The organism is Mesorhizobium sp. KR2-14 (genome assembly GCF_040049255.1).
GTDB lineage: Bacteria > Pseudomonadota > Alphaproteobacteria > Rhizobiales > Rhizobiaceae > Pseudaminobacter.
Genome location: NZ_JBDZDR010000002.1, coordinates 398021 through 424675, shown reverse-complemented (window position 1 = coordinate 424675; position 26655 = coordinate 398021). Strand labels below are relative to the sequence as shown.

33 protein-coding genes and 1 pseudogene are annotated in these 26655 nt (G+C 62.2%); 13 read left to right on the top strand and 21 right to left on the bottom strand.

Annotated features, from left to right (window positions below):
• Position 1: 1 nt before the first annotated feature.
• Positions 2-757 (bottom strand): SDR family NAD(P)-dependent oxidoreductase, encoded by a 756-nt coding sequence (locus ABLE86_RS06545; protein ID WP_348778123.1) that lies wholly within the window; start codon positions 755-757, stop codon positions 2-4.
• Between the two features lie 39 nt (positions 758-796).
• Positions 797-1567: an SDR family NAD(P)-dependent oxidoreductase gene (locus ABLE86_RS06540; protein WP_348778122.1), complete on the bottom strand. Its 771-nt coding sequence runs from the start codon at positions 1565-1567 to the stop codon at positions 797-799.
• A gap of 155 nt (positions 1568-1722) precedes the next feature.
• On the opposite strand from ABLE86_RS06540, the gene ABLE86_RS06535 reads away from it, so the two are divergent.
• Complete coding sequence (locus tag ABLE86_RS06535; protein ID WP_348778121.1) at positions 1723-2028, top strand: DUF1236 domain-containing protein; 306 nt, start codon at positions 1723-1725, stop codon at positions 2026-2028.
• 46 nt (positions 2029-2074) lie between these two features.
• Here the strand turns inward: ABLE86_RS06535 and ABLE86_RS06530 are convergent.
• Positions 2075-2323: pseudogene (locus tag ABLE86_RS06530) on the bottom strand (PQQ-dependent dehydrogenase, methanol/ethanol family); the annotation flags it as partial.
• A 251-nt stretch (positions 2324-2574) separates the two neighbouring features.
• Between ABLE86_RS06530 and ABLE86_RS06525 the strand changes: the two are divergent.
• Positions 2575-2910, top strand: coding sequence for a low affinity iron permease family protein (locus tag ABLE86_RS06525; protein WP_348778120.1), 336 nt, complete (start codon positions 2575-2577; stop codon positions 2908-2910).
• Positions 2911-2954: 44 nt separating this feature from the next.
• On the opposite strand, the gene ABLE86_RS06520 is transcribed toward ABLE86_RS06525, so the two are convergent.
• Both ABLE86_RS06520 and ABLE86_RS06515 read right to left on the bottom strand, forming a co-directional pair.
• Complete coding sequence (locus ABLE86_RS06520; RefSeq protein WP_348778119.1) at positions 2955-3311, bottom strand: PRC-barrel domain-containing protein; 357 nt, start codon at positions 3309-3311, stop codon at positions 2955-2957.
• A gap of 75 nt (positions 3312-3386) precedes the next feature.
• Positions 3387-3572, bottom strand: a complete 186-nt coding sequence (locus ABLE86_RS06515; protein WP_348778118.1) for a hypothetical protein — start codon at positions 3570-3572, stop codon at positions 3387-3389.
• A 203-nt stretch (positions 3573-3775) separates the two neighbouring features.
• On the opposite strand from ABLE86_RS06515, the gene ABLE86_RS06510 reads away from it, so the two are divergent.
• Genes ABLE86_RS06510 through ABLE86_RS06495 form a run of 4 tightly spaced genes read left to right on the top strand, consistent with a single transcriptional unit; the run spans position 3776 to position 6465 of the window.
• Positions 3776-4120 (top strand): hypothetical protein, encoded by a 345-nt coding sequence (locus tag ABLE86_RS06510; protein WP_348778117.1) that lies wholly within the window; start codon positions 3776-3778, stop codon positions 4118-4120.
• Positions 4121-4137: 17 nt separating this feature from the next.
• Positions 4138-4548, top strand: a complete 411-nt coding sequence (locus tag ABLE86_RS06505; RefSeq protein WP_348778116.1) for a phage holin family protein — start codon at positions 4138-4140, stop codon at positions 4546-4548.
• Entirely contained in the window at positions 4535-5458 is a 924-nt protein-coding gene (locus tag ABLE86_RS06500) for a hypothetical protein (protein WP_348778115.1), read from the top strand. The genes ABLE86_RS06505 and ABLE86_RS06500 overlap by 14 nt, the downstream gene beginning before the upstream one ends.
• Complete coding sequence (locus tag ABLE86_RS06495) at positions 5455-6465, top strand: YihY/virulence factor BrkB family protein (protein ID WP_348778114.1); 1011 nt, start codon at positions 5455-5457, stop codon at positions 6463-6465. The genes ABLE86_RS06500 and ABLE86_RS06495 overlap by 4 nt, the downstream gene beginning before the upstream one ends.
• A 7-nt stretch (positions 6466-6472) precedes the next feature.
• On the opposite strand, the gene ABLE86_RS06490 is transcribed toward ABLE86_RS06495, so the two are convergent.
• The gene (locus ABLE86_RS06490; RefSeq protein WP_348778113.1) at positions 6473-6982 is read right to left on the bottom strand and encodes a hypothetical protein; all 510 of its coding nucleotides are present in this window, start codon (positions 6980-6982) and stop codon (positions 6473-6475) included.
• A gap of 14 nt (positions 6983-6996) precedes the next feature.
• A complete protein-coding gene (locus ABLE86_RS06485) occupies positions 6997-8172 on the bottom strand; it encodes a zinc-dependent alcohol dehydrogenase (RefSeq protein WP_348778112.1) in 1176 nt (391 codons plus the stop codon).
• Positions 8173-8419: 247 nt separating this feature from the next.
• Here ABLE86_RS06485 and ABLE86_RS06480 point away from each other — a divergent pair, with 247 nt between their 5' ends.
• Together ABLE86_RS06480 and ABLE86_RS06475 are read left to right on the top strand one after the other, a co-directional pair.
• Positions 8420-9736 carry a divalent metal cation transporter gene (locus ABLE86_RS06480; protein ID WP_348778111.1) on the top strand — a complete coding sequence of 439 codons (1317 nt, stop codon included), beginning with the start codon at positions 8420-8422 and terminating at the stop codon, positions 9734-9736.
• Between the two features lie 148 nt (positions 9737-9884).
• Entirely contained in the window at positions 9885-10199 is a 315-nt protein-coding gene (locus ABLE86_RS06475; RefSeq protein WP_348778110.1) for a hypothetical protein, read from the top strand.
• Positions 10200-10205: 6 nt separating this feature from the next.
• Here the strand turns inward: ABLE86_RS06475 and ABLE86_RS06470 are convergent, their stop codons facing one another.
• From ABLE86_RS06470 to ABLE86_RS06425, 10 genes are all read right to left on the bottom strand, one after another.
• Complete coding sequence (locus ABLE86_RS06470) at positions 10206-10379, bottom strand: hypothetical protein (protein WP_348778109.1); 174 nt, start codon at positions 10377-10379, stop codon at positions 10206-10208.
• 305 nt (positions 10380-10684) lie between these two features.
• Positions 10685-11386, bottom strand: a complete 702-nt coding sequence (locus ABLE86_RS06465) for a cytochrome c (RefSeq protein ID WP_348778108.1) — start codon at positions 11384-11386, stop codon at positions 10685-10687.
• Entirely contained in the window at positions 11370-12641 is a 1272-nt protein-coding gene (soxC, locus tag ABLE86_RS06460; RefSeq protein ID WP_348778107.1) for a sulfite dehydrogenase, read from the bottom strand. Before soxC ends, ABLE86_RS06465 begins: the two co-directional genes overlap by 17 nt.
• Before the next feature lie 105 nt (positions 12642-12746).
• Positions 12747-14447: a thiosulfohydrolase SoxB gene (gene soxB / locus ABLE86_RS06455; RefSeq protein ID WP_348778106.1), complete on the bottom strand. Its 1701-nt coding sequence runs from the start codon at positions 14445-14447 to the stop codon at positions 12747-12749.
• Positions 14448-14630: 183 nt separating this feature from the next.
• Entirely contained in the window at positions 14631-15491 is an 861-nt protein-coding gene (gene soxA, locus ABLE86_RS06450; RefSeq protein ID WP_348778105.1) for a sulfur oxidation c-type cytochrome SoxA, read from the bottom strand.
• A 40-nt stretch (positions 15492-15531) separates the two neighbouring features.
• On the bottom strand, positions 15532-15861 hold the full coding sequence (soxZ, locus tag ABLE86_RS06445; protein ID WP_348778104.1) for a thiosulfate oxidation carrier complex protein SoxZ: 330 nt from the start codon (positions 15859-15861) through the stop codon (positions 15532-15534).
• A 57-nt stretch (positions 15862-15918) separates the two neighbouring features.
• Positions 15919-16374 carry a thiosulfate oxidation carrier protein SoxY gene (soxY, locus tag ABLE86_RS06440; RefSeq protein ID WP_209710658.1) on the bottom strand — a complete coding sequence of 152 codons (456 nt, stop codon included), beginning with the start codon at positions 16372-16374 and terminating at the stop codon, positions 15919-15921.
• A gap of 17 nt (positions 16375-16391) precedes the next feature.
• Positions 16392-16853 carry a sulfur oxidation c-type cytochrome SoxX gene (soxX, locus tag ABLE86_RS06435; protein ID WP_348778103.1) on the bottom strand — a complete coding sequence of 154 codons (462 nt, stop codon included), beginning with the start codon at positions 16851-16853 and terminating at the stop codon, positions 16392-16394.
• A gap of 106 nt (positions 16854-16959) precedes the next feature.
• A complete protein-coding gene (locus ABLE86_RS06430) occupies positions 16960-17520 on the bottom strand; it encodes a thioredoxin family protein (protein WP_348778583.1) in 561 nt (186 codons plus the stop codon).
• Positions 17521-17567: 47 nt separating this feature from the next.
• Positions 17568-18302, bottom strand: coding sequence for a cytochrome c biogenesis protein CcdA (locus tag ABLE86_RS06425; RefSeq protein ID WP_348778102.1), 735 nt, complete (start codon positions 18300-18302; stop codon positions 17568-17570).
• Between the two features lie 102 nt (positions 18303-18404).
• On the opposite strand from ABLE86_RS06425, the gene ABLE86_RS06420 reads away from it, so the two are divergent.
• The 3 genes from ABLE86_RS06420 to ABLE86_RS06410 all read left to right on the top strand — a co-directional run bounded on the left by ABLE86_RS06420 (position 18405) and on the right by ABLE86_RS06410 (position 20380).
• Positions 18405-18779: a transcriptional regulator gene (locus ABLE86_RS06420; protein WP_348778101.1), complete on the top strand. Its 375-nt coding sequence runs from the start codon at positions 18405-18407 to the stop codon at positions 18777-18779.
• A gap of 56 nt (positions 18780-18835) precedes the next feature.
• Positions 18836-19189 (top strand): metalloregulator ArsR/SmtB family transcription factor, encoded by a 354-nt coding sequence (locus tag ABLE86_RS06415; protein ID WP_348778100.1) that lies wholly within the window; start codon positions 18836-18838, stop codon positions 19187-19189.
• A gap of 96 nt (positions 19190-19285) precedes the next feature.
• Positions 19286-20380, top strand: coding sequence for a YeeE/YedE family protein (locus ABLE86_RS06410; RefSeq protein ID WP_348778099.1), 1095 nt, complete (start codon positions 19286-19288; stop codon positions 20378-20380).
• 1 nt (position 20381) lies between these two features.
• Here ABLE86_RS06410 and ABLE86_RS06405 read toward each other — a convergent pair whose 3' ends face one another.
• A complete protein-coding gene (locus tag ABLE86_RS06405) occupies positions 20382-21290 on the bottom strand; it encodes an MBL fold metallo-hydrolase (RefSeq protein WP_348778098.1) in 909 nt (302 codons plus the stop codon).
• A 152-nt stretch (positions 21291-21442) separates the two neighbouring features.
• Between ABLE86_RS06405 and ABLE86_RS06400 the strand changes: the two genes are divergently transcribed.
• Together ABLE86_RS06400 and ABLE86_RS06395 are read left to right on the top strand one after the other, a co-directional pair.
• Entirely contained in the window at positions 21443-21913 is a 471-nt protein-coding gene (locus ABLE86_RS06400; RefSeq protein ID WP_348778097.1) for a DUF302 domain-containing protein, read from the top strand.
• A 102-nt stretch (positions 21914-22015) separates the two neighbouring features.
• Positions 22016-22459: a pseudoazurin gene (locus ABLE86_RS06395; protein ID WP_348778096.1), complete on the top strand. Its 444-nt coding sequence runs from the start codon at positions 22016-22018 to the stop codon at positions 22457-22459.
• Between the two features lie 99 nt (positions 22460-22558).
• Here ABLE86_RS06395 and ABLE86_RS06390 read toward each other — a convergent pair whose 3' ends face one another.
• The 3 genes from ABLE86_RS06390 to ABLE86_RS06380 form a co-directional block, all read right to left on the bottom strand.
• Positions 22559-23449: a mechanosensitive ion channel domain-containing protein gene (locus ABLE86_RS06390; protein WP_348778095.1), complete on the bottom strand. Its 891-nt coding sequence runs from the start codon at positions 23447-23449 to the stop codon at positions 22559-22561.
• Positions 23450-23542: 93 nt separating this feature from the next.
• Complete coding sequence (locus tag ABLE86_RS06385) at positions 23543-25519, bottom strand: BCCT family transporter (protein ID WP_348778094.1); 1977 nt, start codon at positions 25517-25519, stop codon at positions 23543-23545.
• A 101-nt stretch (positions 25520-25620) separates the two neighbouring features.
• Positions 25621-26655, bottom strand: a complete 1035-nt coding sequence (locus tag ABLE86_RS06380; RefSeq protein WP_348778093.1) for a formate dehydrogenase subunit gamma — start codon at positions 26653-26655, stop codon at positions 25621-25623.

Below are 26655 nucleotides of genomic sequence, written 5' to 3'. Positions count from 1 at the left end.
GCTACCCCTTCCGCTCCTGCAAGATATTTCCGCCGTCCACCACCAGCACCGAGCCGTTGACGTAGCTCGCCGCGTCGGAAGCCAGGAATACCACCGCCGCGGCAACTTCGTCCGGCGTTCCCGCCCGGCCCGGCGGCGTGCGGCGCGCGGCTTCCAGTTCTTCCGGCGTCGAGGCGCCGGTTTCGATCCAGCCCGGCGCGACGGCATTGACGGTGACACCCTGTCGCGCGACCTCCAGGGCAAGCGCATGGGTCAAGCCCACCATTCCGGCCTTCGCGGCGGAGTAGGCCGATTCTCCCTCGTTGGAGACGTAGGGGCCCGTGACAGATGCGATGTTGACCACGCGGCCGTGTCCCTTCTCGACCATCCGCGGCAGGAACGCCTGGGTGACGAGAAACGCCGTCTTTAGGCTGACGTCGATCCCACGATCCCAGTCGTTCTCCGTCAGTTCCAGGAAGCGCTTCTGCACTGCCGGCTGCGCGGCGGTTCCCATCCCGGCATTGTTGACCAGTATGTCGACGTCACCGATTTCGGCATGAAGACGCGCAACCTGCACTGCGTCCGTCAGATCGGCCGCCGCCGCCTTGACCGCGATACCTTCGGCCTCAAGCTCCGCGGCACGCTCGAAAATGCGGTCGGAAGACGAGGTGATGGCAACTGACAGCCCTGATCTTGCCAATGCACGCGCAATGGCCATGCCGATCCCGTCGGGCGCGCCTGCCCCCGTCACCAGCGCGGTCGTGGATTTCGATGACACGGTAAGTCCCCTCTTTGTTTTCAGCCGCTGCAACGCGGTTCAGTAGCCTGCGGTCACGCCGAAATCGATCGGAAGCGCGGTGCCGGTGATGGGTGCAGCACCCGGCTGGCACAGGAAATGGATGAGCGAGGCGACTTCCTCGGCCTTGATGAAACGGGCGCTGTCGCCCTGCGGGTAATGGGAAAGCAGCCTGCGCTTATAGCCTTCCGGATCGCCGTCGCCATAGGCCGTTGCCTGAAACTCGATCATCGGCGTTGCGACATCCGCCGGGCAGACCGCATTGACCCGGACCCCGTGCGGCGCGAGTTCAAGAGACAGCGCCTTCGACAGCAGGACCAGCCCGCCCTTGGAGGCGCAGTAAACCGCCGCGCCGTTGTTGCCGACCAGGCCCGCATCGGATGCGATGTTCACTATCGCCCCGCGTGACGCGATGAGATGAGGGGTCGCCGCGGAACTCAGGAAAAAAGCGCCTTTGAGATTGATGTCGAGCACACGGTCCCAGTCCGGTTCGCTGACCTGCGTGGAAGGCCCCTCTAGCCAGACGCCGGCCGCGTTCACCAGCACGTCGATGCCGCCGCCCCACTCCACGGCGGTTTCAACTGCTTCCCGGCACGCGGCGACGGAACGGATGTCAAAAGCTATTGTCAGGGCCTCGCCGCCCGCGGCCTCAATCCGCTCCTTGGCGTCGGCAAGGCGCGGCCCTTCAAGGTCGGCGACGACGATGCGGTCGCCATCGGCTGCAAAGCGCAGCGCGGCCGCAATGCCCATGCCGCCCGCTCCGCCGGCGATCATGACAGTTCTGCGCGACATCAGGCACCTCCCCTTCAAATGCAGAGTTGGGGCGCGCCATGCGCATCCCCCGCACCGGATAGCGTAACCTCGCCGAAGCAGCAACGGCGGAACCCTTCACCGACTTTTGAGTTTGCGTACGGGTGGGATGATCTGAAATTCACAAGGAGGACGTCATGCGACACATTTTTAGGATCGCTTTAGCGGCGGCAGCTCTGATCGGTGGTGCAGGACTGGCGGCGGCGCAAGACGTGGTTATCCAACCGCAGCAGCAAACCGTGATCAGGGAATACGTACACAAAAATCCCCTGGCCTCGATCAGTCTGCTGGGACTGGAACTGAATGTGGGATCGACGGTTCCCGACGAAGTGGAACTGCACCGGATCGACGTTCCGGATGTCCGCTACCAATATGTGGTCATCAATGACCATACCGTCCTGGTGGACCCGGATACGCGTCGGATCATCGAGGTTGTGCGCTAGCATCGTCGACATGCTTTTCCGGCCCGCCGCATCGTTTCGGCGGGCTGCCCACGACGAGCGGCGCAGCCTCGAGGCCCTTCACGGTTCCCGTAGAGAAGGTGAACGCTACCTGCAGGTTCTTGACATTGCTCCGGTCGATCTCTGTGAGTTCGCTGTATCGCGTCGAGGCATAGTTCTTTGCCGGCATAAGCCACTGGCCGTCGTCGGGCGGAGCCGCGGCACTCGGCGGCTTGATCGCGCCCTCGGCTGATGCGCTGGTTGGCGCGGCGAAACCTGCAGCGACAACGAGCAACATGCACGCTGCAGTGAGAATAGAATGCCCGGGGGTGGCTTCACCTGCCGCCCAGCGGTAGCGCTGCGCTCGTCCCTGGCGACCAGTCGCAGTGCGACCACTCTCCCGGGAGGTTCCATTCATCGCAGCACCTCTGCCAAACCGCCCCAACGTTGCACGGATGACATTGTTCCGCGCGTGAAGCCACGGCTTGGCCCATCGGCATCCGCGATGGCGAAGCGGGAACAATTGAACGTTTGGCCGATTTGCCACGCATGGCAGGCAAAGCTGTAAGAACCGCGATAACAGAAGTTGGCACCCTGCTCGCCAGGCCCTGGGCCTTCATAGTGTTCGGCCTGTACACTGTTGCGTGGCTGGCACTCGATCGTTCGTCGCTGGGCTGGCACGGCGTGGCGACACTGGCGACGTGGGCGATGACGCTATTCATTCAGCGCGCCGAGCACCGCGACACGCAGGCCATCCACGCCAAGCTCGACGAGCTGCTGCGGACTGCCGGCCGAGAAAAGCTGACCACTCTCGATGAAGAAGAACCAGAGGAAATCGAAGACCGACGCGAGCGGGACCGGGGAGATGACGCTCAAGCGAGTTGAGGTGCGGCCCGGGCGGGCGATTGACGCCCGCGGGCCTTTCTTGGTCAAGACGGATATTCGGCGCCGTAGTAACCGTGGATACGCCGGCTGTTTTCGTCAGACCAGTCGTAGCCTCGGTTGGGGTCGTATTTCGGCCCGTTCTGGATCTGCTCCTTGGTGAGCCGGATCCGGAAGCCGTCCAGACCCTCGTCATAGGTCAAGCTGGACCATGGGATGGGGTAATATTCGCTGCCAAGCCCCCAAAGGCCGCCGAAGCTGAGGACCGCGCAGGCCACCCGGCCATCCCGCTTTGTCAGGACCAGCCGTTCCACCTTGCCTACATTCTCGTCGCCGGCATCGTACACGGTTGTGCCGATGACGTCGTCACTGTCGACCAGATTGAAGCGGGTGTCGGTTTGCATGATTGCCTCCTAATGATTTCGCCAGGGGACCCCGCGCAGATCAATGCGGGGTGGGAAAAGTTGCGGTGCGAACCGCTAGCGGTCGTTTTTATGGCTCTGTTGCCCGGCCTTCACATGCTGCTCATGTGAGCCGCCGCGCTCGCCCTGGCCGTCTCGACGGTCGCTTTCCCGTTCACCGGCGTGGCGCGTCCTGTCGTCGTTCTTGTGGCTCTGCTGGCCAGCTTTCACGTGCTGCTCGTGAGTACCGCCACGGTTGGGCATTTTGCTCCTCCTTTATTGTCCGAGGCCGGTGTGTGGCCTCACCGAACCAATCCGAGGCGGAGGACATGGTTCCAAAATATTTTGGGAGCTTGTCCGCAATGCAGGGGAATGCTTCGCCGCCTCAGCCACCCACCGAATGGCGGGAACATTTACGTTCCAGTGGGGTTAGGAGTCGTATTCGCCAACGCGATAGGACCACGGCGATGAGCGAGATTCAGGATATCAAAGACCAGGCCTTGCGAAACGCAGAGCAACAGAAAGATGCCGGTGCGGATCGCATTGGCGGCGTCGCCAAGGTGGCGCACGGTGTGGCTCGCGAACTCGAAGACGAGTTTCCATTAGGTGCCGCCTACGTCCACGAGGCCGCAGCGCAGCTCGAAGCTGGCGCAACGAAACTCCGGGAAAGCAGGATCGAAGATCTGGTCAAGGGCGTCGGAAGAATGGCGCGAACGCAACCTGCCGTCTTTTTCGGCGGGGCGATGCTGGCTGGCGTGCTTCTGTCCCGCTTCCTGAAGAGCTCGTCTCACAGGCGCGGCGCTCGACACTGAGTGAAAAGAGGAACGAAATGGCACACTATAGCCGCACGATTCCAGACATTTTCACAGACGTAGTATCTCTGGCTGCGACACTGGTTCGCAAGGAAAGCCAGCTCGCCCGTACCGAGATTTCGGAAAACATCGGCCGCGTCGGGGCCGGCATTGGCCTGCTGACCGGCGGGGCGGTCCTGATGATCCCGGCTCTGGTTATCCTGCTGCAGGCTGCGGTGGAATGGGTGAGCAGAACTTATGCCATCACGCCCGCGTTGTCGGCCTTGATCCTGGGCGGCATTGTCTTTGTGATCGGGCTCATCCTGCTGCTGGTCGGCGTCAATCGGCTCAAGGTCAGGACCATGGTGCCCGATCGCACCATCCGCCAGATCCAGCAGGATGCAAACGTGGCACAAGAGCAGATGAGGCCGCAAGATGCCGTCCACTGATCAACTTGAGCACGAAGTAGAGCGTGTTCGCTCCCAACTCGTCGACGCGCTGGATGAATTCCGCGCCAACCTTTCCCCGGGGCAGGTCCTGGACCAGCTCACAGAATATGCCGGTGAAGGAGATGCCGGGGAGTTCTACCGCCGGCTGCGCCACCAGATGGGGCAAAATCCGGTGCCGATGGTTTTGGTCGGGACCGGCGTTGCCTGGATGATGCTTTCCAGCGTCCTGGGCAGTTCCACCCGCATGGAGACCTCGAGGCGCCAAGGGGCGATGGGCGACGAGCTGGCCGAAAAGGCAGGCTCGGCCGCCGACACCGTCAGGGAAGCCGGGCAGGCTACAGTCGATATAGCCGGCCGGATGGGCGACGCGGCTAGCGCAAGCGCAAGATCCGCCGGTAACGCCATTCGGGAAGGTGCAGCAAGCGCAAGCGACCGCCTGGGAGCGGCGGCGGGAGCGGCGGGCGACGCTGTGAGCAAAGCCGGCTCTTCCGCCTACGATGTCGTGGCGGGCACCACCAGCCGAACCGCCTCGGCTGTCGGAGAGTCGGCGCGGCATCTCGGCAGCAGCGCCACTTCGGGCGCGAGGAGTTTTATCGATTTCTGCCGTAGTGAACCGCTCGTATTGGCAAGCATGGGCGTCGCCATCGGGGCAGTCCTCGGGGCGCTTATGCCGCCCACCCAAACCGAAGACTATCTGATGGGCGACCAAAGCGATCGCCTGAAGGAAAATCTCGGCGAAATGGCAGAAACCGGGGAGCGCGGGAAGGCCGACAAGCCGGCAGGGGCTGAGTCCGGTGGTGCGGAGGCGGCTCGTGGCTCGAAAAGGGAAACGAAACGGGCCGCCGCAATGGAGGCTGGCAGCCACCGAGCTTCGGGCACGCGGAAGAAACGCAGCCAAGCAAATACATGAGTGGCGGCTCGATCCACCGGCCTTCGGCCGCCCGGCCTGCGAGCGTTCCGCTCTTGCTTTCCGGACTGGCGCTAGCCCTTCTGTTTCTTGGATTTCACAGGCCCCGCCATCAGGCCCCCGCCAAAGAGGATGGTGCCTCGCACAACCCTGACCAGCACAGCAAGGAACCGGTCCGCACCAGCGCGCTACGGCGATGGACGGAAGTATTGCGGCAGACCCTGCGCAATGTGTCGCGCCATCGGGTCCTCGCCAATGCCGCCGGCGTCGCCTTCTACGCGATCCTCGCGGTCTTTCCCGCCCTGGCTGCGTTGGTGGCGATCTATGGGCTCTTTGCCGATCCACAAGCGATAGGAAATCACCTGGCGCTGGTCGCGGGCGTGTTCCCGGAGGGTGCCATCGACGTGATGAAGGATCAATTGGCGCGCGTGGCGTCGCAGGGCAGCAGAACCCTCGGCTTTGCGTTCGCCTTGGGCCTGCTGGTTTCGCTGTGGAGCGCGAACGCCGGCATCAAGGCGCTCTTCGATGCGTTAAATGTGGTCTATGGCCAGCAAGAGAAACGAAGCTTCGTCTGGCTCAACGTCGTCTCCCTGATCTTCACCCTCGGCGCCATAGGGCTCGTCCTGCTGGCGTTGTGCGCAGTGGCGGTCGTACCGCTTGTTCTTGCGTTCGTAGGATTGAGTGAAGTTGCAGACGTGCTGCTGCGGATTGCCAGGTGGCCCGCCCTTCTGATCGTAACGGCATTCGGGCTGGCCCTGCTCTACCGCTATGGGCCGAGCCGTGGCGAGGCTCACATACGCCCTTTGACCTGGGGTAGCGGCTTTGCGGCTCTGGGCTGGCTGGCGGTGTCGATCCTGTTCTCCTGGTATGCCGCGAATTTCGGCCACTACAATCAGACCTACGGCTCCCTGGGCGCGATCATCGGCTTCATGGTGTGGATCTGGATTTCCGCGATCGTCATCCTGGTGGGTGGCGAAATCGACGTAGCGCTCGAACGCCATCCCACATGAGGCCGGGTCATCGCGCGGCTGCGGAGCGGGCGGTGCGGAGCCCCTTCGGGAACCCGCTGCGATCGCCATAATCTCGCCAGCCGTTCTCTCGCCGATGCCGGGCGGTGACGCTTCTGGCAGCGAGAATATCGAGGGCAGCGATGCCAATCACCATCGCCAGCGCAAGATTGGCGTTTTCTCGCCTCGGATTAGTTGAGCGCAGGCCACCCGAGAGTGCCGCGATGTCGATCACGTCGCCGATCACCCTGCTCCAGAGCCCGATCTCCTTGTTGATTGACAGCGAGAGGACGCCGCTTGCGATCTCTCGTGCGCCGCAGGCGCGAACCATCCCCTCCCGCCCTCTCATCCCGAGCGAACGGGACAGCTGGCTGGACGCGAGGAGTTCGACAATGCCCAGCCCGATGCTGAGCCAGCCGAGCGCGCGGGCCAAGCGGTCTGATGGCCCCATTGAGCTCGGGCCAGAGTGCAGGATCTTCGGGTCGCCTTCCGGGCGGCTGAAATTGGCAAGGAAACTCATTGCTCGCCTCGACTTTATGGTTTGATGACAACCTTGATGCAGCTGTCCTGCTTGTCGCGGAACACCTTGTACATGTCGGGGCCATCCTCGAGCCCGACCGTGTGGGTAATGACGAAGGAAGGATCGATCTGGCCTTCCTCTATCCTGCGCAGCAGGTCGTCGGTCCAACGGTTCACATGGGTCTGCCCCATGCGGAACGTCAGACCCTTGTTCATGGCAATCCCCATCGGGAACTTGTCCACCAGCCCGACATAGACGCCGGGAACTGAGATGATCCCTCCGGGCCGGCACACATAGATCATTTCCCGCAACACATGCGGCCGGTCGTTTTCCAGGAGCAGCATTTGCTTGGCGCGGTCGTAAAGCGTGTCGGGCTGCCCGAGCGAGACATGGCTTTCAGTGCCGGTGGCATCGATGCATTTTTCAGGCCCGCGTCCCGATGTAAGCTCCTCGAGCCTTTCCAACACGCTTTCCTCCTCGAAATTGATCGTGGTGGCACCGCCTGCTTCCGCCATCGAAAGGCGCTCGGGCAGGTAATCGATCGCGATCACCTGATCGGCGCCAAGCAGGATGGCGCTGCGGATCGCCATCTGGCCAACGGGGCCGCAGCCCCAGACGGCAATCGTATCGGTTGGCTCGATGTCGCACTGGACGGCCGCCTGCCAGCCTGTCGGGAATATGTCGCCCAGGAACAGCACCTGCTCGTCGCTCAGCCCGTCGGGCACCTTGATGTGAGTGGTGTCGGCAAAGGGAACCCGCAAGAACTCGGCCTGTCCGCCGGGATAGCCGCCAGTCAGATGCGAGTAGCCGAACAGCCCTGCGGTTGCGTGGCCGAATGCCTTCTCGGCAAGGTCCCTGTTTCTGTTCGAGCGCTCGCACAGTGAATAGTTCTGCCGCTTGCACTGGTCGCATTCGCCGCAGATGATGGTGAAAGGCACCACGATGCGTTCGCCCTTCTTCAGCCTGCCGTCCATTCCGGACCCGACCTCCACGACCTCGCCCATCGCCTCATGGCCCATGATGTCGCCCGGCAGCATTGCCGGAATGAGATTGTGGAACAGATGCAGGTCCGAACCGCAGATGGCGCAGCTGGTGACCTTGATTATGGCGTCGCGCGGTTCTCTGATTTCAGGATCCGAGACGGTGTCGCAGCGGATATCCTCCTTGCCGTGCCAAACAAGCGCTCGCATGCGCGCCTCCATTCGGCGGCTGAGCCGGCGTCTCTGAAGCGTCACGGGTCGCCAGAAGCCGCTTTGTTCGTGCTGCTGTCCGAACAACGGCGGGGCCAACCTGTTCCACAGATCCGCGCGAAAGTTGACCCCGGCCACTCTCGAGTTCCCGGCTGCAGTCACTCGGGCGTATCCGGCGGAACCATGGCGTCCGCTGGCTGTTGATTTCGGTTTGGTAGCGACATGGTCCGGTTGCACATGCGTGGCCATGGCCGCTGTCGCCTGCGAGTTGGAAATGACAACACCGGCCCAACCCAGTCCGCACGTTCAGCCCAAAGCCCGTCTGCTGGCTGTGCTCGGGCCAGGTCTGATCACCGGCGCCTCGGACGACGACCCAAGCGGAATAGCGACCTATTCACAGACGGGCGCCCAGTTCGGATATCTCCCCACCTGGTCTCTTCTATTCTCGTATCCACTGATGGTAGCGGTCCAGATAATCAGCGCGCGCCTTGGCCGCACGACAGGTCTTGGCATCGCCGGCAACCTCAGGAAGTTCTACCCGAACTCCGTGGTCTATGCGTGCGTGGCGCTGCTGCTGGTGGCGAATGTCATCAATGTCGGAGCGGATATCGGTGCCATGGCCGATGCGGTGCGCGTTCTGGTCGGCGGCCCGCAGATCGCATATGTGCTGGCGTTCGGCATCATCTGTGTCGCGATGCAGGTCTATCTGTCCTACAAGCCATATGTCAGCGTTTTGAAATGGCTGACGCTCGCTCTGTTTGCCTACATCGCGACGCTCTTCTTCGTCCAGGTCGGCTGGTCCTCGTTGGCCCGAAGCTTCTTTATCCCGCATCTCTCGCTCAGCAAGGACTACCTCACGGCGATCGTTGCCATTCTTGGCACAACGATCAGCCCATACCTCTTCTTCTGGCAATCTTCGCAAGAGGTGGAGGATATCCAGGCTGTTCCAGAGAGGAAGGCGCTGGCGTCCGCGCCGGAACAGGCCGAGGAAGCCGAAGCCAGGATAAGCCTGGATACCTTCGTCGGCATGGGCTTTTCGAATATCGTTGCCCTGGCGATCATGGTCACGGCTGCAGCGACGCTCCATGCCAGCGGCATCACCCAGATCGAAACCTCCGCCCAGGCAGCAGAAGCGCTGAAGCCCCTTGCCGGCGTCATGGCTGGAACGATATTTGCGCTTGGCATCGTTGGCACCGGACTGTTGGCGGTTCCCGTCCTTGCAGGGTCAGCTGCCTATGCCGTCGGCGAGACACTGCGATGGCCGACAGGTCTGGACCGGAAACCGGGGCAAGCGAAAGCCTTCTACGCCACGATTGTGATCGCAACCTTGATAGGGGTCGGTTTGAATTTCAGCCCGATCAATCCAATCAGGGCCCTGTATTGGAGCGCGGTTATCAACGGCGTCGTGGCCGTCCCGATCATGGCCATGATGATGCTCATGGCAGCACAGTCTCGCGTCATGGGTCAGCGCGCGATTGGCGGCCGCCTCCTCGCATTCGGATGGCTTTCGACGGCAGTAATGGCAGTCACGGCCGGCGCCATGATCGTGACGCTGGTGTTCTAGCCGCAACCGACGCGCGGCCTCCGCCACGGATTTGTTTTTTGCCTTGCGGCCTCTGGAGTTTTGCCCAAGCCGCACCATTTCTCACTCGCGACGTTTAGTGGTTTCGGGGCATTTGCCACCAAGCGTTCCGGCCAGACTGGAGGCGTCGATGCGGAGGCACCTTTCCCTCCACCCCGAGTGCTCGTATGATTTTTCCCCCGAGGTTCTGGACACCCTCGATGCTCTGGTCCAGCGCGCAGTAGAAGCGCTGCACAGCGATGATCCGGCCGATCGCAACGAAGTGGCGGCAAGAATCCTGTCGCTATATACGATCGGCGGCCGAAGCCTCGAGGAGATATTGGACCTGACGATCCGCCTGCACCGGGAGGGTTATACGCCGGGCGGCCGGCGCTCGGACAGCCCGGCGCCGAAGCGGATCCGAACCGAGCGGCAGCGCCGTCACCTGAAGGAAGAAGACGAATAGAGCCTCTCAGGCTCGGCCGAGGCAGCGCCAGTTCGCCTGCACCGCCACGCTCTTGAGCGCAGAGGCCAGTTCGGCCTCGTCCCTCATGCCTTCCTGAAGTTTGCGAGTAAGGAAGCGCGCCGCCTCCGCGGCATTCGGCGAGAAGTTGAAGCCGGCTTCGGCGAGTACGCGTCTGAGCATGGCCATGTCGTTGCCGGTGAGAGACAAGTGGCTGAGTGGCATATGTGAGGTCCTGGATTGATCACGAACCGTTCAAAACCGCTCTCGGCGATCAAGGTTCCGTGACAGACCAGAGAAAATTTGGCACGCCGGCGTGTGGGCGTGCGCCACAAAGACCGCGCTGAACCGCCTGGTGCCGGTTCAGCGCGGCAGTCGGGAGACGCGACGTTGGGAAAAAGCGGCTAATCACTTAGCAGCGGGAAGACGGTGCCAGAAGTTTTCCACTGGCACCAGTCGGGCAAAACCCGTGGGATGCTCCGACCCGCTCAGTCGATGCCGCCTGCCGGTGCGTCCTTGTCGCCGGCGTCTTCGGGCGTCACGTCCAGAACTGCCGCATGCATGGTGATCTCGGCCTGGCCGGGCTTGCAATCGGTCATGCAGGGCTCGGACTTGTCGGCATAATGAGGTTCCTCCAGCCGATCGTCGTCGATGAAGTTTTCCTCGTTGGGCAGCTTGATCGACGTGAAATTTTCCTTCGACAGCTCGAACTCCTCGTCGTCGACGAGATCGTTGAGGTAGAGCAGATAGGCCGTCAGCGCGTAGACGTCGTCGTCCGACAGCGAACGTGCATTGCCGAAGGGCATGGCCCGGCGCACATAGTCGTAGACGGTCGACAGATAGGGCCAATAGGAGCCGATGGTCTTTTCCGGCCGCTCGGCTTCCAGCGTGCCCTGCCCGCCTGCCAGTACCGGCCAGCGGTCGATGGCCTCGCCGAAGTCGCCGTGGCAGGAAGCGCAGTTCTCGTCGTAGATGGCCATGCCTTCCGAGACGGTGCCGCGGCCTTCCGGCAGGCCCTGCCCGTCGGGGCGCACGTCGATGTCCCAGGCTGCAACCTCTTCCGGCGTGGCGACGCGGCCGATGCCGAGCTTGCCGCCAGCGGCAGCATCGGAAGCCTGCGCCGTTGCTCCGAGACAGGCCGTGCCGAGCAGCAGCCCTGCGGCGAAACCGAGTTTAAGAAATCTCGACATTCTCGATCACTCCGTCGGTGCCGACATGCCAGGTCTGGATGCCATTGTTGTGGTAGATGGAATTGGGGCCGCGCACCGCGCGCAGCTCCTGCTTGGTCGGCTGCACGAAGCCCTTGTCGTCGATGGCACGCGACTGCAGAAAGAGTTCAGAGCCGTCCCAGTCGAACTCGTAATAGAAGCGGTGCAGTGCCATGGGCAGGCTCGGCCCGTCGATGCGCGCCGGGTGCCAATTGCGACCGCCATCGGTGGAGACGTCGACCCGGCTGATGGTGCCGTTGCCCGACCAGGCGAGGCCCGAAAGCACCAGCGGGCCCTTTCCGTGGGTAATCGGCGCCTGCGGGCTCGGATTGGTGATGACCGACTTCACGTCCATCACCCAGGTGAAGCGCCGCGCCTTGCCGTTCGCAAGCAGGTCCGTGTACTTCGAGGTTTCCTCGCGATGCTGCCAGGGCTGGTCGCCGACTTCGAGGCGGCGCAGCCACTTGACCCACATGTTGCCTTCCCAGCCTGGCACCACGAGGCGAACCGGATAGCCTTGCTCGGGGCGCAGTGCCTCGCCGTTCATGGCAAAGGCGACCATGCAGTCGTCCAGCGCCTTTTCCATCGGGATCGAGCGCGTCATGGCGGAAGCGTCAGCGCCTTCGGCCAGAAGCCATTTGCCCTCCGGTTTCACCCCGGCTTCCTCGAGCAGATATTTCAGCCGCACGCCGGTATATACGACGCAATGGATCATGCCGTGAGTGAACTGGCAGCCATTGAGCTGCGCACCGCGCCATTCCATGCCGGTATTGGCTGCGCATTCCAGGAAATAGACCCGGTTCTCGCGCGGAAAGCGCTTCAGGTCGGCCATGGTGAAAACCAGCGACCGCTCGACCAGACCATTGATCATCAGCCGGTGCGAGCCCGGTTCGATCTCGGCGATGCCGGCATGGTGGCGCTCGAAGCACAGGCCGTTCGGCGTGATGATGCCGTCCAGTTCATGCAACGGCGTGAAGTTGATCGACGAGATTGAATCCGAGGTCAGCCACGGCACGTTCTTGCGCACCACATGGGCCTCGAACTGGGACGGCTGGCCATAGGGACGCGCGTCGACGCCGTCACCCGGATAGCGGTTCCAGTCCTGAATCTCGGTGATGACCTCCTCGCTCTCGGTGGCACGGGCCACTCCGGCGCCGGCCAGCGCGGCCGCGCCCATCAGCCCCCCGGTAAGGAAACTGCGCCGGGAGGGAGACAGCTTGCTCTGCCGCTCAGCCATGATGACCTCCATAAATCTTCATGATTAATTCTAACATATGAATTTTTCTATGTATACGGCAACAGGACAGCCGGCGCAAAGCCGGCTCTCCTGTCCACATGCAGATCAGACGACCACCTTGACCGTCCGCTCATCCGGCACGGAGACCGTGCCCTGGCGGGTGATGTAGCTCTCCATCAGGTCGTAGATGGCGGGCCCTTCGGTGCCTTCGCTGACGGAAGCCCAGCCGCCGACGACATAGCTGCGCGACGGGTCGATAGGCTCGCCGGTCGCAGCCAGTTTCATGTCGGAGATGCGGCTACCGATCTTCTCGTTGACCGTGCAGGTATAGGTCATTCCGCCGACGCGGACCATGTCGCCGCCCTGCTGCAGGAAGGGATCGGGGTTGAACAGGTTGTCGCAGACATCCTCCAGCACTTCCTTGAGCTGGGCTCCTGTCATCTCGTTGCGGTAGACGGCCGGATAGCTCATCGAGGTCTCGGTGTAGAGATCGTCGATGGTGATGTCCTGGCTCGGCAACAGCGTCGTGCCCCAGCGGAAGCCGGGCGAGAGGGCGATCTGGGTGTCGCGCTCCTCCATGATGCCGCGACAGATGAGGTCATCCCAGGTGCCATTGAAGTTGCCGCGGCGATAGAGCAGCGTGTCGGTCTTGCCGATGACCCGCGCCAGTTCGTCCTTGTAGGGCGCGCGCATTTCCTCGATCTTCGCCGCCATTTCGGCGTCGGGCGCAATCACGTCGGAAAAGACCGGGATCAGCTTCGAGCTGTAGCCCGTCACCTTGCCATTGGACACTTCAAGATCGACGCGGCCCAGATATTTGCCGTGCGATCCGGACGACATGATCAGCGTGTCCTCGACCTGCAAGGCCACAGGCACGGCGTCATGGGTGTGGCCGGTGAGGATAACGTCGATGCCCTTGACCACGCTGCACAGCTTGCGGTCGACGTCGAAGCCGTTGTGCGAGATCAGCACCACGATCTCGGCGCCTGCCTCGCGCGCTGCGTCCACATTGGCCTGCAAGACGTCGGGGCGAATGCCGAACGACCATTTCGGGAACATCCAGCGCGGATTGGCGATTGGCGTGTAGGGCATGGCCTGGCCGATCACCGCCACCTGCACGCCGCCCTTCTCGAACATGGCGGTGTTGTCGAAGGCCGGCTCGTCCCACTCGGCATCGAATATGTTCGAAGCCAGGAACGGATAACCCATGCTCTCGATGATCTCGAGGAAGCGTTCCTCGCCGAAGGTGAATTCCCAGTGCCCGGTCATGGCATCGGGTTTCAGCAGCTTCATGCACTCGACCATGTCCTGGCCATTGGTCTTGAGCGAAGTGTAGGAACCCTGCCAGGTATCGCCGCCGTCGAGGAACAGCACCTTGTCGTCGCCGCGCTCGGCACGGATCGCCTTGACGAGCGTGGCCGTGCGGTCGAGGCCGCCGAGGCGGCCATAGCTGCGGGCTAGGTCGACATAGTCGACGAAGGTGTGGGCATAAGCGAGCGGGCTGCCCCGGTCGATGCCGAATTCCTTCAGGAAGGATTCGCCGACCAGATGCGGCGGAATGCCGGCATAGGCGCCGACGCCGATATTGGTGTCCGGCGGCCGGAAATAGACAGGCATGAGCTGGGCATGCACGTCGGTGAAGTGCAGCAGGGTCACCTGCCCCTTGGCATCGAAGCTCAGCAGATCGTCCTGGGTAAGCTTCTGCTGGGCCAGCGCGCGGGTGGGATTGGCCAGATATCCAGCCGCGCCAAGCGCAATGCCGGCATTGGCCGCAAACTGCAGGAAATCCCTACGGGTATAACTCATGCTCGCCTCTTCGGAGCGCTCTCGCCTTCATCAGAAGTGCAAGCGACGCTCAATCTTCCTGTTTGTCCGCCGTTTCGAACGGAAAACCGGCCCTCCTCTCCCGGATTCGCTCTCGGAACGCCGAAACGTCAATTACCCGCCGGGCGGAGAACCGCCCGGCTACATTTCAAATTGCCGCGCCTGCTATTGCCTCACGGCCGGGGTCTCTACCGAAAGCCCGGTGCCCCGCCAGGTCACATAGACCTCCAGCGCCATCAGCTCGTCGGAAAAGGCCTTGGGCATTTCCGCTCGCGTGTCGCGGATGCAGCCGCGGAAGCGGTTGTGCAGCGAAACCATGCCAGCCGTGTTGAAGCGGTATGTCGGGAAGCCGTTGGCCTGCCCCTGGCTGAGGTGATCGGCGCGGATATACTTGCCCATCGCGCCCTCGTGGCAGGAGGCGCAAGCGAGATTGAGCTGGCCGGTGCGGGTGTAGTAGGACTGCTTGCCCTTCTCCCACCAGCTCTGCATCTCGCCCTCGCCCAGATCCAGCTTGACCGGAATGCCCAGCGACTGGTGCTTGATGAAGGATGTCAGGGCCACCTGGTCGGCATCGTCGAACTTGTAGGGCTCCGCCCCCATGTTCTCGACGCGGCACTTGTCAATCTGCAACTCGACATTGATCGGCTTGCCGGACGCCGCATCCCATTTGGGGTAGCGAGCGCCCACGCCCTTCATCGATTCGGCAGCGTCGTCGTGGCAGGAGGCACAGGACTTGCCCATGGTTCCGTCCACAGCCTCCCAGATGTCGGCGCCGCGTTCGACGGCCAGCATGCCGGGATTGGCGAAGGAGTCGGCCTCCGTGGCGCGGGTCTCCGCCTCGCGGAACAGCCAGCCCGACAGAACCTCGTCGAAAGGATGCCCCTCGGGCGCCGGCGCTCGGGTGATGATCTCCACGCCGTCGATCTCGAGCGCCTCGTCGACCGGATCGGCGATCGAAACGTTTGCGGTCAGAGCCACAACACCTGCACACAACGCGGACAATGCCGCGGTCGATAGTCTGCTCACCTTGTCCTCCCCCGATGGCGCGGCATCAGGCCGCGCTGGTTCAGGCTACTTCGATCTGATGTTCGTCGATGTAGACGGACCCGTCGTCGTCAGTCCACGTCAGCTTGAAGGTCCCGCTTTCATTGACCTTGGCGCTGAACTCGAAATAGGGATTGGCCGAGATCGCCGGATCGATGTCGCATGAGAACACCGGCTGCCCGTTGAATTCGCAAGCGAACTTGTTGATGATCTTGCGCGGGATCGTGTTGCCATCCTTGTCCTTGCGCTGACCCGATTCCATCTCATGGCTGATCAGGGTCTTGAGCACGACGATCTCGCCGGCCTTGGCCTTCTTCGGGATCTTCACGCGAGGCTTGGGAGCTGCAGACATTTCACTTCCTTCAAATTGGAACGAACAAAATAGAACCGGGCGAGACAGCGGGGCGGATCAGCCGCCGCAGCCGCCGATGGTCACCTTGACTTCCTTCTTGTCCATGTAGACCGAACCATCGGCCATCTTGGCGACGGCGATGACGTTCTGGGTCTTGGCCAGCCGCATACGGGTGGTGGCAGCAGCCGAACCGCTCAGCGCGGTGAAGCTGAACTTCGCCACATCCGGGCTCGGGTTGCCGTCGGCAAGGATCAGCACCTGGTCGACCATGTCGTCGCCTTCCATGGCGCTCTCCACCTCGACCGAGATCGGAACCGTGTTGCCGTTCTCGGCGATTTCCGGCGCGGTAAGCGTGATCTTGCCGCTTTGCGGCTCCTTTCCGCCGGTGAAGTCCGCGATCAGCTTGCTGACTTCCTCAGGCGCCGCCACCGCCCGACCGGGCAGGATATGCAACGCGGGAACGACGGCCGCACCTGCGACCAGCGCGAGTACATGACGCCTGTTGAGTGCCATGCTTGTCTCCTTTTTACCTATTCCTTGAGTGTTGCCAGATAGGCGACCACGTCCTCGACCTGCTGTGCGGTCAATATCGTCTTGCCGACGAGGTCCTTGCGGACATCGATGCCGACATTGAGGCTGTAGAAGCCCGGCATCATGGTCTCGTCGCTGAATACCTGCTTGGCGTCCACGACTATGGCGCGCAGCTCCGCCTCGCTCCAGCGATCAGCCACGCCGTCAAGCGAGGGAGCGACATCACCATGGAACTGCTCGCTGGCCAGCGCCGTCACCACATGGCAGGCAAGGCAATTGCCCAGACCGCGATTGGCAAGCGTCTTGGCGCCCTCTTCCGGATTGCCCGGAACGCCGGTCAAAGATGCCGTGACAGCCATGTCCTCGAACCGGACATCAGCCGGCGCCACCTCGGCCGCCTGAGCGAGCCCGGCGCTGGCAAATACTGCTAATGCAACGATTGCGGTGAGTGTCCGCCCCATTCGGCCCTCCTCCAACCTGCGGTTTGCACGAGTGAACCGCCTCTCAAGCCAACGATAGTCCGCACCATGCGTGCAATCAATCAAAAAATATGAATTTGTGCATATATCACTCATCATCCCCAAGTTTACCGGCTGCTCTCAGTTCGTTGATGATGCGGGCGTGGTATTGCTGGAAGTGCTCGTCGCGCTCGTAGCCCTTTTCCTTCACCCAGCGGAACATGTTGAGGAAGGTCCACTTTCCGAAGGCGCCGGGCATGGTGGCGACGGCGGCCTCGGCCACCGTCTTGCCCTCGGGCGCCGCCTCCGGCAGGAACACGATCGTGGGGGTGAACACATAGCCCCATTTGCGGGCGGCGGTCTTCTCGGTCAGCGTCTCGCCATTGAGATCGGTGACCTCCTCGTCGCCAAACATGTTGTACTGCACGACCATGAAGTTCTGGCTGATGTAATCGCGCACCTCCGGATCCGAGAGGATCTTCTCGTGCATCTGGGCGCAGTAGATGCAGCCTCGCTGCTCGAAGACGATGGCAAGGCGCTTGCCCTCGCTTCTGGCCTGCGCGATGTCGTCGCTGACGTCGCGGAAGGTCATGGCAAACCAGCTTTCCTTGTGCAGCCCATCCTCTCCCACTTCCGCAGCAGCGAGCGTCTGGGCAAATGCGAGCGCCATCAACAGGGTGAATGCGCGTGCCAGCAGCTTGTGCATGGATACTCCTCCTAACCGATGGCCTGGAACGCCGGGAAGGTTTCCAGAAGCCAATATGAGATGGCCGACATCTGGCCGGTGATGAACAGCATCCCGGTGACCACCAGCAAGCCGCCCATGGCCATTTCGATCTTGCGCATGTGCTTCTTGAAGCGGGCCGCCCAGCCGAGGAAACGGCTGGCAAAAGCGGCGGCGAGGATGAAGGGAATGCCGATGCCAAGTGAATAGGCGCCAAGCAACGCGGCCCCGCGCAGCGCAGTGCCCTCGCTGCCCGCGATGAACAGGATCGCGGCCAGCACAGGCCCGACGCAGGGCGTCCAGCCGAAGGCGAAGGCGAGGCCCATGACATAGGCGCCAAGCGGACCGGCGGGCTTGCGGTCCACCTGCACGCGCGCCTCGCGGTAGAGCATGCCGATGCGGAAGACGCCGAGGAAGTGCAGCCCCATGGCGATGATGAGGATGCCGGCTATGATCGCCAGCGCATCGAAATATTGCGCAATGGTCTTGCCGACGACGCTTGCCGTGGCGCCGAGCGCGATGAACACGGTTGCGAAGCCGAGAACGAAGGCGATCGCAGCGACAATCACCCGGCGGCGCTGCTCAGCACCGGGCGTCTCGCTTTTCAGCTCGTCGAAGCTGATGCCGGCCAACCAGGCCAGATAGGGCGGCACGATGGGCAGGACGCAGGGAGACACGAATGACAGCAACCCCGCGACAAGCGCCCCACCCAGGCTTACATCCAGCATTTCCCCTTCCCCACTTTTCGATTCAGCCCAAAGGCGGACATTGAATTCATACAATTCTATATTTCTATGTTATACAAGAGCGGAAAGGTTGCGGGAGTGTTGATGATGACCGGTTTCAAGACGGGGCTGCTTGCGCTTCTGGCCCTGCTCGCGGCGCCTTCAGCCTTATCCGCTGCCGAACTGCTGATGCTGGAACAGCCGGGATGCGCCTGGTGCGCCCGCTTCAACGCCGAGATCGCCCCCGCCTGGCCCAAGACCGACGAAGGCCGCCGCGCACCGCTCAGACGCGTCGATATCACCGAGGCATGGCCGGACGACCTGAAAGACGTGGCCCGGGAGCGCTTCACCCCCACCTTCGTGCTGATGGAGGACGGCCAGGAGATCGGCCGTATCCGAGGCTATGTCGGCGACGAATTTTTCTGGTATCGTATCGGAGAATTGATCGCGCAGTTGCCGAACAAGCAGCCTATGCAGTAACAGGCGCCTTCAAATGGATTTTGCGCCAACTTCTATTCCGGGATCATCATCGCGACATGAGCTTACCGAAGATCCAAGACGTCCAGACGCCGGAAGACTTCAACCAGTTGCTCGAACAGGCCCGCGTGGCCAGCGAGTTATTGAAAGCGCTTGCCCATGAAGGCCGGTTGCTGATCCTCTGCCTTCTGGCGGAAGGCGAGAAGTCGGTTTCGGAGCTGGAAGAAGCCATGCATCTACCGCAGGCTGCCGTATCGCAGCAGCTTGCCCGGCTTCGCTTCGACCGGCTGGTCACCACCCGCCGCGAGGGCCGGGTGATCTATTATTCCATCGCCAGCGAGGAAGTATCCTCGGTCATCGAAACACTCTACAAGCTGTTTTGCGCGCCCGTGCGGCGCCCCAAGAGCGAGTAGCGGGCGAACCGTCGCGAGGGAGCAACGCACAGCCGGCGCTGCGAGAGGGGCCGGTCCGCCTTCCGGTGAAGCGGCTTCAGACCAGACGGAGGAAGCATGAACATCGCCACCCATCCGTGGTTCCTTGCCCTTGTCGGCCTCGGCGCCGGTGTCGTGCTCGGCTTCGTGGCCCGCGCCAATCATTTCTGCACAATGTCGGCGCTCGAGCGGATGTGGTATGCCGACGACAGCCGCGGCGTGCGCACCTGGATGCTGGCGGCCGCGACCGCCCTGCTCGCCACCCAATCACTTCAGGCGGCCGGCATGGTCGACACGGCGTCGAGCTTCTACATTCATTCCAGCTTCGCATGGATCGGCGCCATTGCCGGCGGCATCGCCTTCGGTCTGGGCATGGCGCTGGTGGGCACATGCAGCTTCGGCGCGCTGGTAAGGCTTGGCGGCGGCAGCCTGCGCTCGCTTGTCGTCCTGGTCGTTCTCGGCCTGGCCGCCATGTCGGCGCAGAAAGGCCTGGTCGCCCAGGCACGCGTGGCGCTTTCGGACAATTTTGCCATCGACCTTTCGGACAAGGGCGGCCAGTCCCTCGGCGCGCTGGTGTCTTACTGGACTGGTCGTGATCTGTCATTCGCCGTCGCACTTGCCGCAGGGCTTGGCCTCCTAGCCTGGGTTTTCCGCAACCGTCCCTATCGCGTGCAAACGGGCTCCATCCTGACGGGGATAGTCATCGGCCTGATCATCACCTTCGGGTGGTGGGCGACGAGCTACGCGACCCAGCATTCCTTCGAGGTGATACAGATCGAGGCGGGCTCCTTCGTCGTGCCGGTGGCCGACACCATCCTGCACGCCATCACCTTCACCGGCGTGGTGCCCGACTACGGGGTCGGGCTGGTGCTGGGCGTTATCGTCGGAGCGGCGCTCTGCGCGGCCTGGAAACGTGATGTGCGCTGGGAGGCGTGTGACGACGCCCGCGAGCTTGGCCGGCATCTGGCCGGCAGCACGCTCATGGGATTTGGCGGTGTCTTCGCCATGGGGTGCACCATCGGCCAGGGGGTCACCGGCATTTCAGCACTCGCCATATCGGCGCCCCTGGTGCTGGCTTCGATTTTCCTGGGTGCGCGGCTGGGGCTTGCCTATCTCATCGAAGGCTCGCCCCTCGGCGCATTTCGTCCCTCGGCGCGACAGCCGGCGGAATAGCTCAGGCGGGCACGTAGACGAAACCGTCGCCGCGCCGCTCCACCATGCCCGCCGCCGGATGCGGAAAATGAAAGCCGATTGCCCCCACTCGGTCCGTCGCCAGGCGATCAAGCAAGGCAAGCCGCGTCTTGACGCCCTGCTGCGGATCCTGGTCGCTCGCCGTCGGCCAGTCCGGCCGCGCGAAGGACACAGTCGCATTGGAAATGGCATCGCCGACGATCATCACCGGCTCCGTCCCGTGCACCAGGAAGGACATGTGGCCGGGCGTGTGGCCCGGGCTATCCACCGCCTCGACGCCCGGCAGCACTTCATCGCTGTCCTTAATGAAGTTCACCCTGCCGTCCAGCGCCGCGAAACGGCTCTGGGCGCCGACCACGAAGGTCTGGCGGTCCTCCGGCATTTGCGACATGGCATCCGGTGACGACCAGAAATCCCATTCCTTCTGGCCGATGTGATACTGCGCATCGGCGAACACCAGCTCGTCGAAATCGTCGGTGAGGCCCCACAAGTGGTCGGGATGGGCATGAGTGATGACCACGTCGGTCACGTCGCCGGGAGCGACGCCGGCGACCTCAAGCGATTCCAGCAGCTTGCCGGTGCTCGACATGAAGTTCGGACCGGCGCCCACGTCGAAAATGGCGAGCCGATCGCCCGTACGTACCAGGGTCACGTTGCAGTCGGGCCGCATCGCGTCAGTGGGCTGGCCACTGCCTTCCAACAACTTCACAAGCTCGTCCTGCGGCGCATCCGGAAAGACGAAACCCAGCGGCAGCGTCATCATGCCGTCGCTGACCACGGTAAGCTCGGCGCTACCGGTGGACAGCGTTTGCGACCATGCCGTGCTGATCGGCGCGAACAAGGCTCCGCCAAACGCAGCAGCCGTCCCGCCAAGGAATGTCCTGCGGCTCACTCCCCCGCTTCTGTTCAACTTGCCTGACATTGCAGCCCTCTCTTCTATGCAAACATTTTGTTTTTTGCATATCTCGACAATGCAGGCTAGCCTTTGCAAGCGAAATGACGTTTCGTGCAACGCTCACCGGATGCCATGTCAAGGAGAACGCCATGCTCAAGCTGAAACCCGTCTCCGCCGCGCTGGCCGCAATCGGCCTGAGTTGCGCCCTCTTGAGCCTGCCTGCGAGAGCGCAGGATGGCGTTCATACCGTCACGTCCGACAGTCCGTTCGAGCAAGTCATGACCGATCTGGAGGACGCGATCGTCAATCGCGGTCTTGTCGTGGACCATCGCGGCCGTGTCGGCGACATGCTGGAGCGCACAGCCGCCGATGTTGGCGGCGCCAGGCTCTACCGCAAGGCGGAGTTCCTGCAGTTCTGCTCTGCCGTCATGTCTCGCAAGGCCATGGAAGCCGACATCCGCAATATCGCCTATTGTCCCTATGTCATCTTCGCCTATGAGGCGGAGGCCAAGCCGGGCGAGGTCACCCTTGGCTTCCGAGAGTTGCCGGCGGGGCCGGGCCGTGACGGGGTCAATGCGCTGCTTGCCGAAATCGTCGAACAAGCCGCGGATGGGCTTTGAAGACAGCGCTGGCTTGACCACACATCGAATAATTGAAATGTATGCATGTGGAAGCGCGACTCCCATGCGCCCCACATCGTTGTTTTTCCTGGAGGAAAATCCTTGAAGATATTCTATGCCGCTGCGGTGGCCATCGGTCTTGCGCTGCCTGTGTCCGCGTTTGCCGCAGATCATGAAGTGAAGATGCTCAACAAGGGAGCGGACGGCACCGCGATGGTGTTTGAGCCGATGGTGGTCAAGGCTGCTCCCGGCGACACCATCACCTTCGTGCCGACCGACAAGAGCCACAATTCGGCCAGCATGAAGGACGGCCTTCCGGAAGGCGCTGAGGCCTGGAAGGGCAAGACCAACGAGCAGATCACGATTACCGTGTCCGACGAGGGCGTCTACATGTACCAGTGCACTCCGCATCTGGGCATGGGCATGATCGGCGCCATCGTCGTCGGCGAGCCGACCAACCTGGAAGCGGTCAAGGGCCTGAAATATCCGGGCAAGGCGAAGAACACGGCTGAAAAGATCTTCGCGGAGATCGAATCCGGCTCCTGACGGCAGCGTTACGTCAAACCCGGCCGAATAGAGCCGGGTAGTCAGTCCGCACCGGATTTCATGCAGCGGCAGCGACGGCTTTCCCCTCAGCCGTCGCAGTCAGACCGCAGATGAAAGCAGCTTCACCCGGCTGAATGGAGGCGGCAGGCCCCGATCGCGGATGGCTGCATCGACAGCCACCAGAATTGCATCTCGGCAATCGATGTCGTCGACGAAGCTCGGCACCCAATAGCGAACAGCATATCTCACACCCTCGGTGTCGTAGGAGAGAGCGCGCGCATCTGGCTTCGGCGACGTCATGATGATCGGCGTCGACGCGGCCGCGGCAGCGAGAAGTTCCTTGCCCTGGTCAACCCGTATGTCATGCCCGAGCACGATCTCCAGCGTCGCGCGATAGTGCTTCCGCGGCGCACTGTAGTTGATCAGTTTCTGGCGTGAGATCTGGCTGTTTGGCAGGATCATGTAAGTGTCGTTGCGCGTCTGAAGACGTGTGGTGCGCCACCCGATTTCGATTACCCGACCACGGATCGCACCGTCTATCTCGATCCAGTCTCCTATCCTGAACGGGGCCTCCAGACCCAGGGCGACCCCGGACAGCACGTCGGCAAGCACATTGCGAATGGCAAAGCCGAGAATGGCAATGATCAGGCCCGAACTGGCGAGAGCGCCACCCGCCGATTGCCCCAGCAGCATCGCCACGGTTGCAATCGTCGCCGCCAGAAACAGGGCGGCCGTGATGAGGTCTCGAAGAAGCTTCGGCATTTTTCGGCGGCCGTTTCCGGCTCTTATCAGACCTGCTCCGATGATACGCGCCAAAAGCCACGCGCCGGAATAGTACGCAGCGGCCGTGCTCAGTTGCCGAACCGCGTTCGGGTCGGCGTCCGGTGCCAGCTTCTGGAAAGCCAGACCGTGAAAGACGTAGGCTGCAACCGACAAGGTGACGAAGAGGGCCGGCCAGAAGAACCGAAGGAAATGCGAGCGCTGTGCCAAATTTACTTGTCCAAATTCTCCACTGCTCCGCCTGCGGCAGAGGAGGATATCAAAATTTCCCGTGTATGGCGGGATCGACCGGCGCTGAAGCGTCTAGTGCTCGGGAGCAGCCGTCAGCAGGGCGGTCTCTCTGGAGTGCACAAGTGCGAGATATCGTCCGAACTGTGCCAGAACGTCGTCGATGATCTGCTCTTGCGACATTCCCATGATGTCATAGCCCCGGCTGCCGTCCGAGAAAAATGTGCGCGCCTCATAACGCAACCCCATCTTGACGGCCTCGAATGCGGTGAATGCCGGCAATTTATGTTCGCGTATCTGCACGCCGTAGACAAAGTCGCGAAAGCCTTCCGCCGGGACCGTCAGTGAAATGGCCCCGGTCTCGTCGTCGCGGCCAACAAAGGCAGTGCGCGAACGCAGTGCCAACTCGTCCGCTACCGCAATGAGAGCGGGCAGAGCAGCCTTCTCCAGGAAACGGTCGATATCCTTCCTGTCGGGCGCACTGAGCACCAAGGCCAGCCGCCTTTGCCATGTCAATCCAGATGCGGGATGGGCTTGAGGAACGCCGCTCAGCAGCGTCCTGCTTTGGGCAATGTCAGCGTTCATACCCTGGAACAGTGACCAAACAAGGGCCAGCATCACCAGCGAGAAGGGCAACGCTGTCGATATGGTGGCGGATTGCAACGCAGATAGCCCTCCTGCAGCAAGCAGAACGGCTGCAACGGCCCCGCCGAGCGCACACCAGAAAATGCGCTGCAGGGAATTGGTTTCGGTTTCGCCGCCCGCGGCTATCGTATCGATGACCAGCGAGCCCGAGTCCGACGAGGTCACAAAGAAGATGGCGACGAGTGCCACGGTAAGCGTCGAGGTGACGACAGGGAACGGCAAATACTGGAAGAACTGAAACAAGGCGACCGATAGATCGGCTTCGACGGCTCGGGCAAGCGCTCCGTTCGCCTTCGTGGTGTCGAGATACATGGCGGTGTTGCCGAAGACGGTCATCCAGAAGAATGTGAACCCGGCCGGTATGAAGAGAACTGCGGCCACGAATTCCCGAACCGTGCGGCCGCGCGATATGCGGGCGATGAACATGCCGACGAAGGGCGACCAGGAAATCCACCAGGCCCAATAGAACAGCGTCCAGCGATCGATCCACGGTCGCGGTTCATAGGCGTAGATATTGAAGGTGCGCAAAAGGAGAGTGTCGAGATAGAGGCCGATATTCTGTACGAAATCGCGCATCAGAAGCCTGGTCGGTCCGACCACCAGCACAAACAGCATCAACAGCAGCGCCAGCGCGAGATTTACCTCGCTTAGGATGCGCACGCCCCTTTCGACGCCGCTCACGGCAGACATGGTTGCCATGGCGGTCACGACGACGACGAGAAGAAGCTGGACATAGATCGATACCGGGACGCCCAGCAGGTAGTTCAAGCCCGCATTGATCTGAAGAACGCCGAAGCCAAGCGAAGTCGCCAGCCCGAACAGCGTTCCGCAGATCGCGAAGATATCCACCGCATGGCCGATCGGCCCGTTGATACGGTTCTTCAGCAGCGGGTAGAGACCGGATCGGATGGTCAACGGCAGGTTGTAGCGATGGCCAAAATAGGCCAGGGACAATCCTACCACGGCGTAGATCGCCCAGGCGTGGATCCCCCAGTGGAAAAAGGTGACGCTCATCGCCTGGCGCTGCGCCGCAATCGACAGCGGGACAGCTTCCGGGGGCGCCGCAAAGTGCGTCATCGGTTCCCCTACCGCGAAATACATCAGGCCGATGCCCATACCAGCGGCAAACAACATTGCCACCCATGAGAGAAAGGGGAAATCCGGCTCTGAATCGTCGGGCCCCAGCTTCAGGTCGCCATAACGGCCGAACGCCAGAAGTATCATCGAGAACAGAAAAACGCCGACGGCGAGAAGGTATAGCCATCCGAAACTGGACAGTATGGCCGTCTGCATTTCGCGGAAAAGCACTTCCGCGTGCCCCGGAACGATCGTGCCAATTCCCACGAATAAAGCGATGATAGCCACTGATCCGAAAAACACCGGCGGATTGATGACGAATTTGGGCACGATCCGCCCTCCTCGCTTGCCTGGTCGCGACTATGCGCCAAGCGCGCCCGGAATTCCGGCTGCAGCACTTATGATGCCCGATAGCGGCATTGCTCCATCCGCTATTCCGCCGGTGTGGAGAAAGGTTCGCGGCCGCGCGGCCCCTCGGACTTGCCCTGATGCAGTTCCTTTTCGAGCCAGAGGCTGTGATGCTCCTTCGCCCAATTTACGTCGACCGTGCCGCTGCCCATCGCCTCGAATGCGCCCTCCATGCCGATCGTGCCGATGTAGATGTGAGCGAGCATGATCGCGAAGAACAGCACCGCGACGACCGCATGGACAACGTGCGCCGTGTGCATTTCGCCGATGCCGGTGCCGTAGAAGGGGAAGATCAGCACATAGCCGCTGATCGCCACCGCCGCGCCGCCCAGCACGACGATCCAGTAGATGGCCTTCTGCCCGGCATTGAACCGATCGGCTGGCGGGTGGTCATGGCCGATGATGCCGCCGCCGCGTTTCAACCACTCGATGTCAGTCCGATTTGGAATGTTTCCGCCCAGCCACATCAGGAAAATCAGCACCACGCCGATGGTGAAGGGAAAGCTGAGATAGTTGTGCGTGTATTTGGCCCACTCCGAGAATGTCGAGAAGGCATCCGGGCCCATCAGCGGCATCAGCAATTTCTTGCCGAAGGTGATGTTGAGGCCGGAAAGCCCGAGTATGATGAAGCAGGTCGCCGTCATCCAGTGCACGAAACGCTCGAAGCCGTTGAAGCGCACGATGGTCCGCCCCGAGCGGCCGCTTTCCAGCCGCACCATGCCGCGCGTCAGATAGAACGCGACCAGGACCACCAGCATGCCGATTATCGCGATGGCTGCGATCCAGCGCAGCGCTATTTCGTGGAAGGCGCGCCACTCCTTGCCGCCCGGCTGGATAAGCACCGCAGCCCTGCTGTCGGGTATGCTGATGCGTCCGGTGATGCGCGGCTCCTGCTGCAGAAGCTGTTGCTGGGTCACGCCTTCCGCAGTTGGATTGACGATCGTGGCCGCGGGCTGCTGGGTCTGCTCCTGTGCACTGGCGGGAGTGGAAACGGCCGTCAGCACCGCGAGAACGCAAGCGCCTGCGACACTGCGAATTCCGGCGGAAAGACTGCTCAT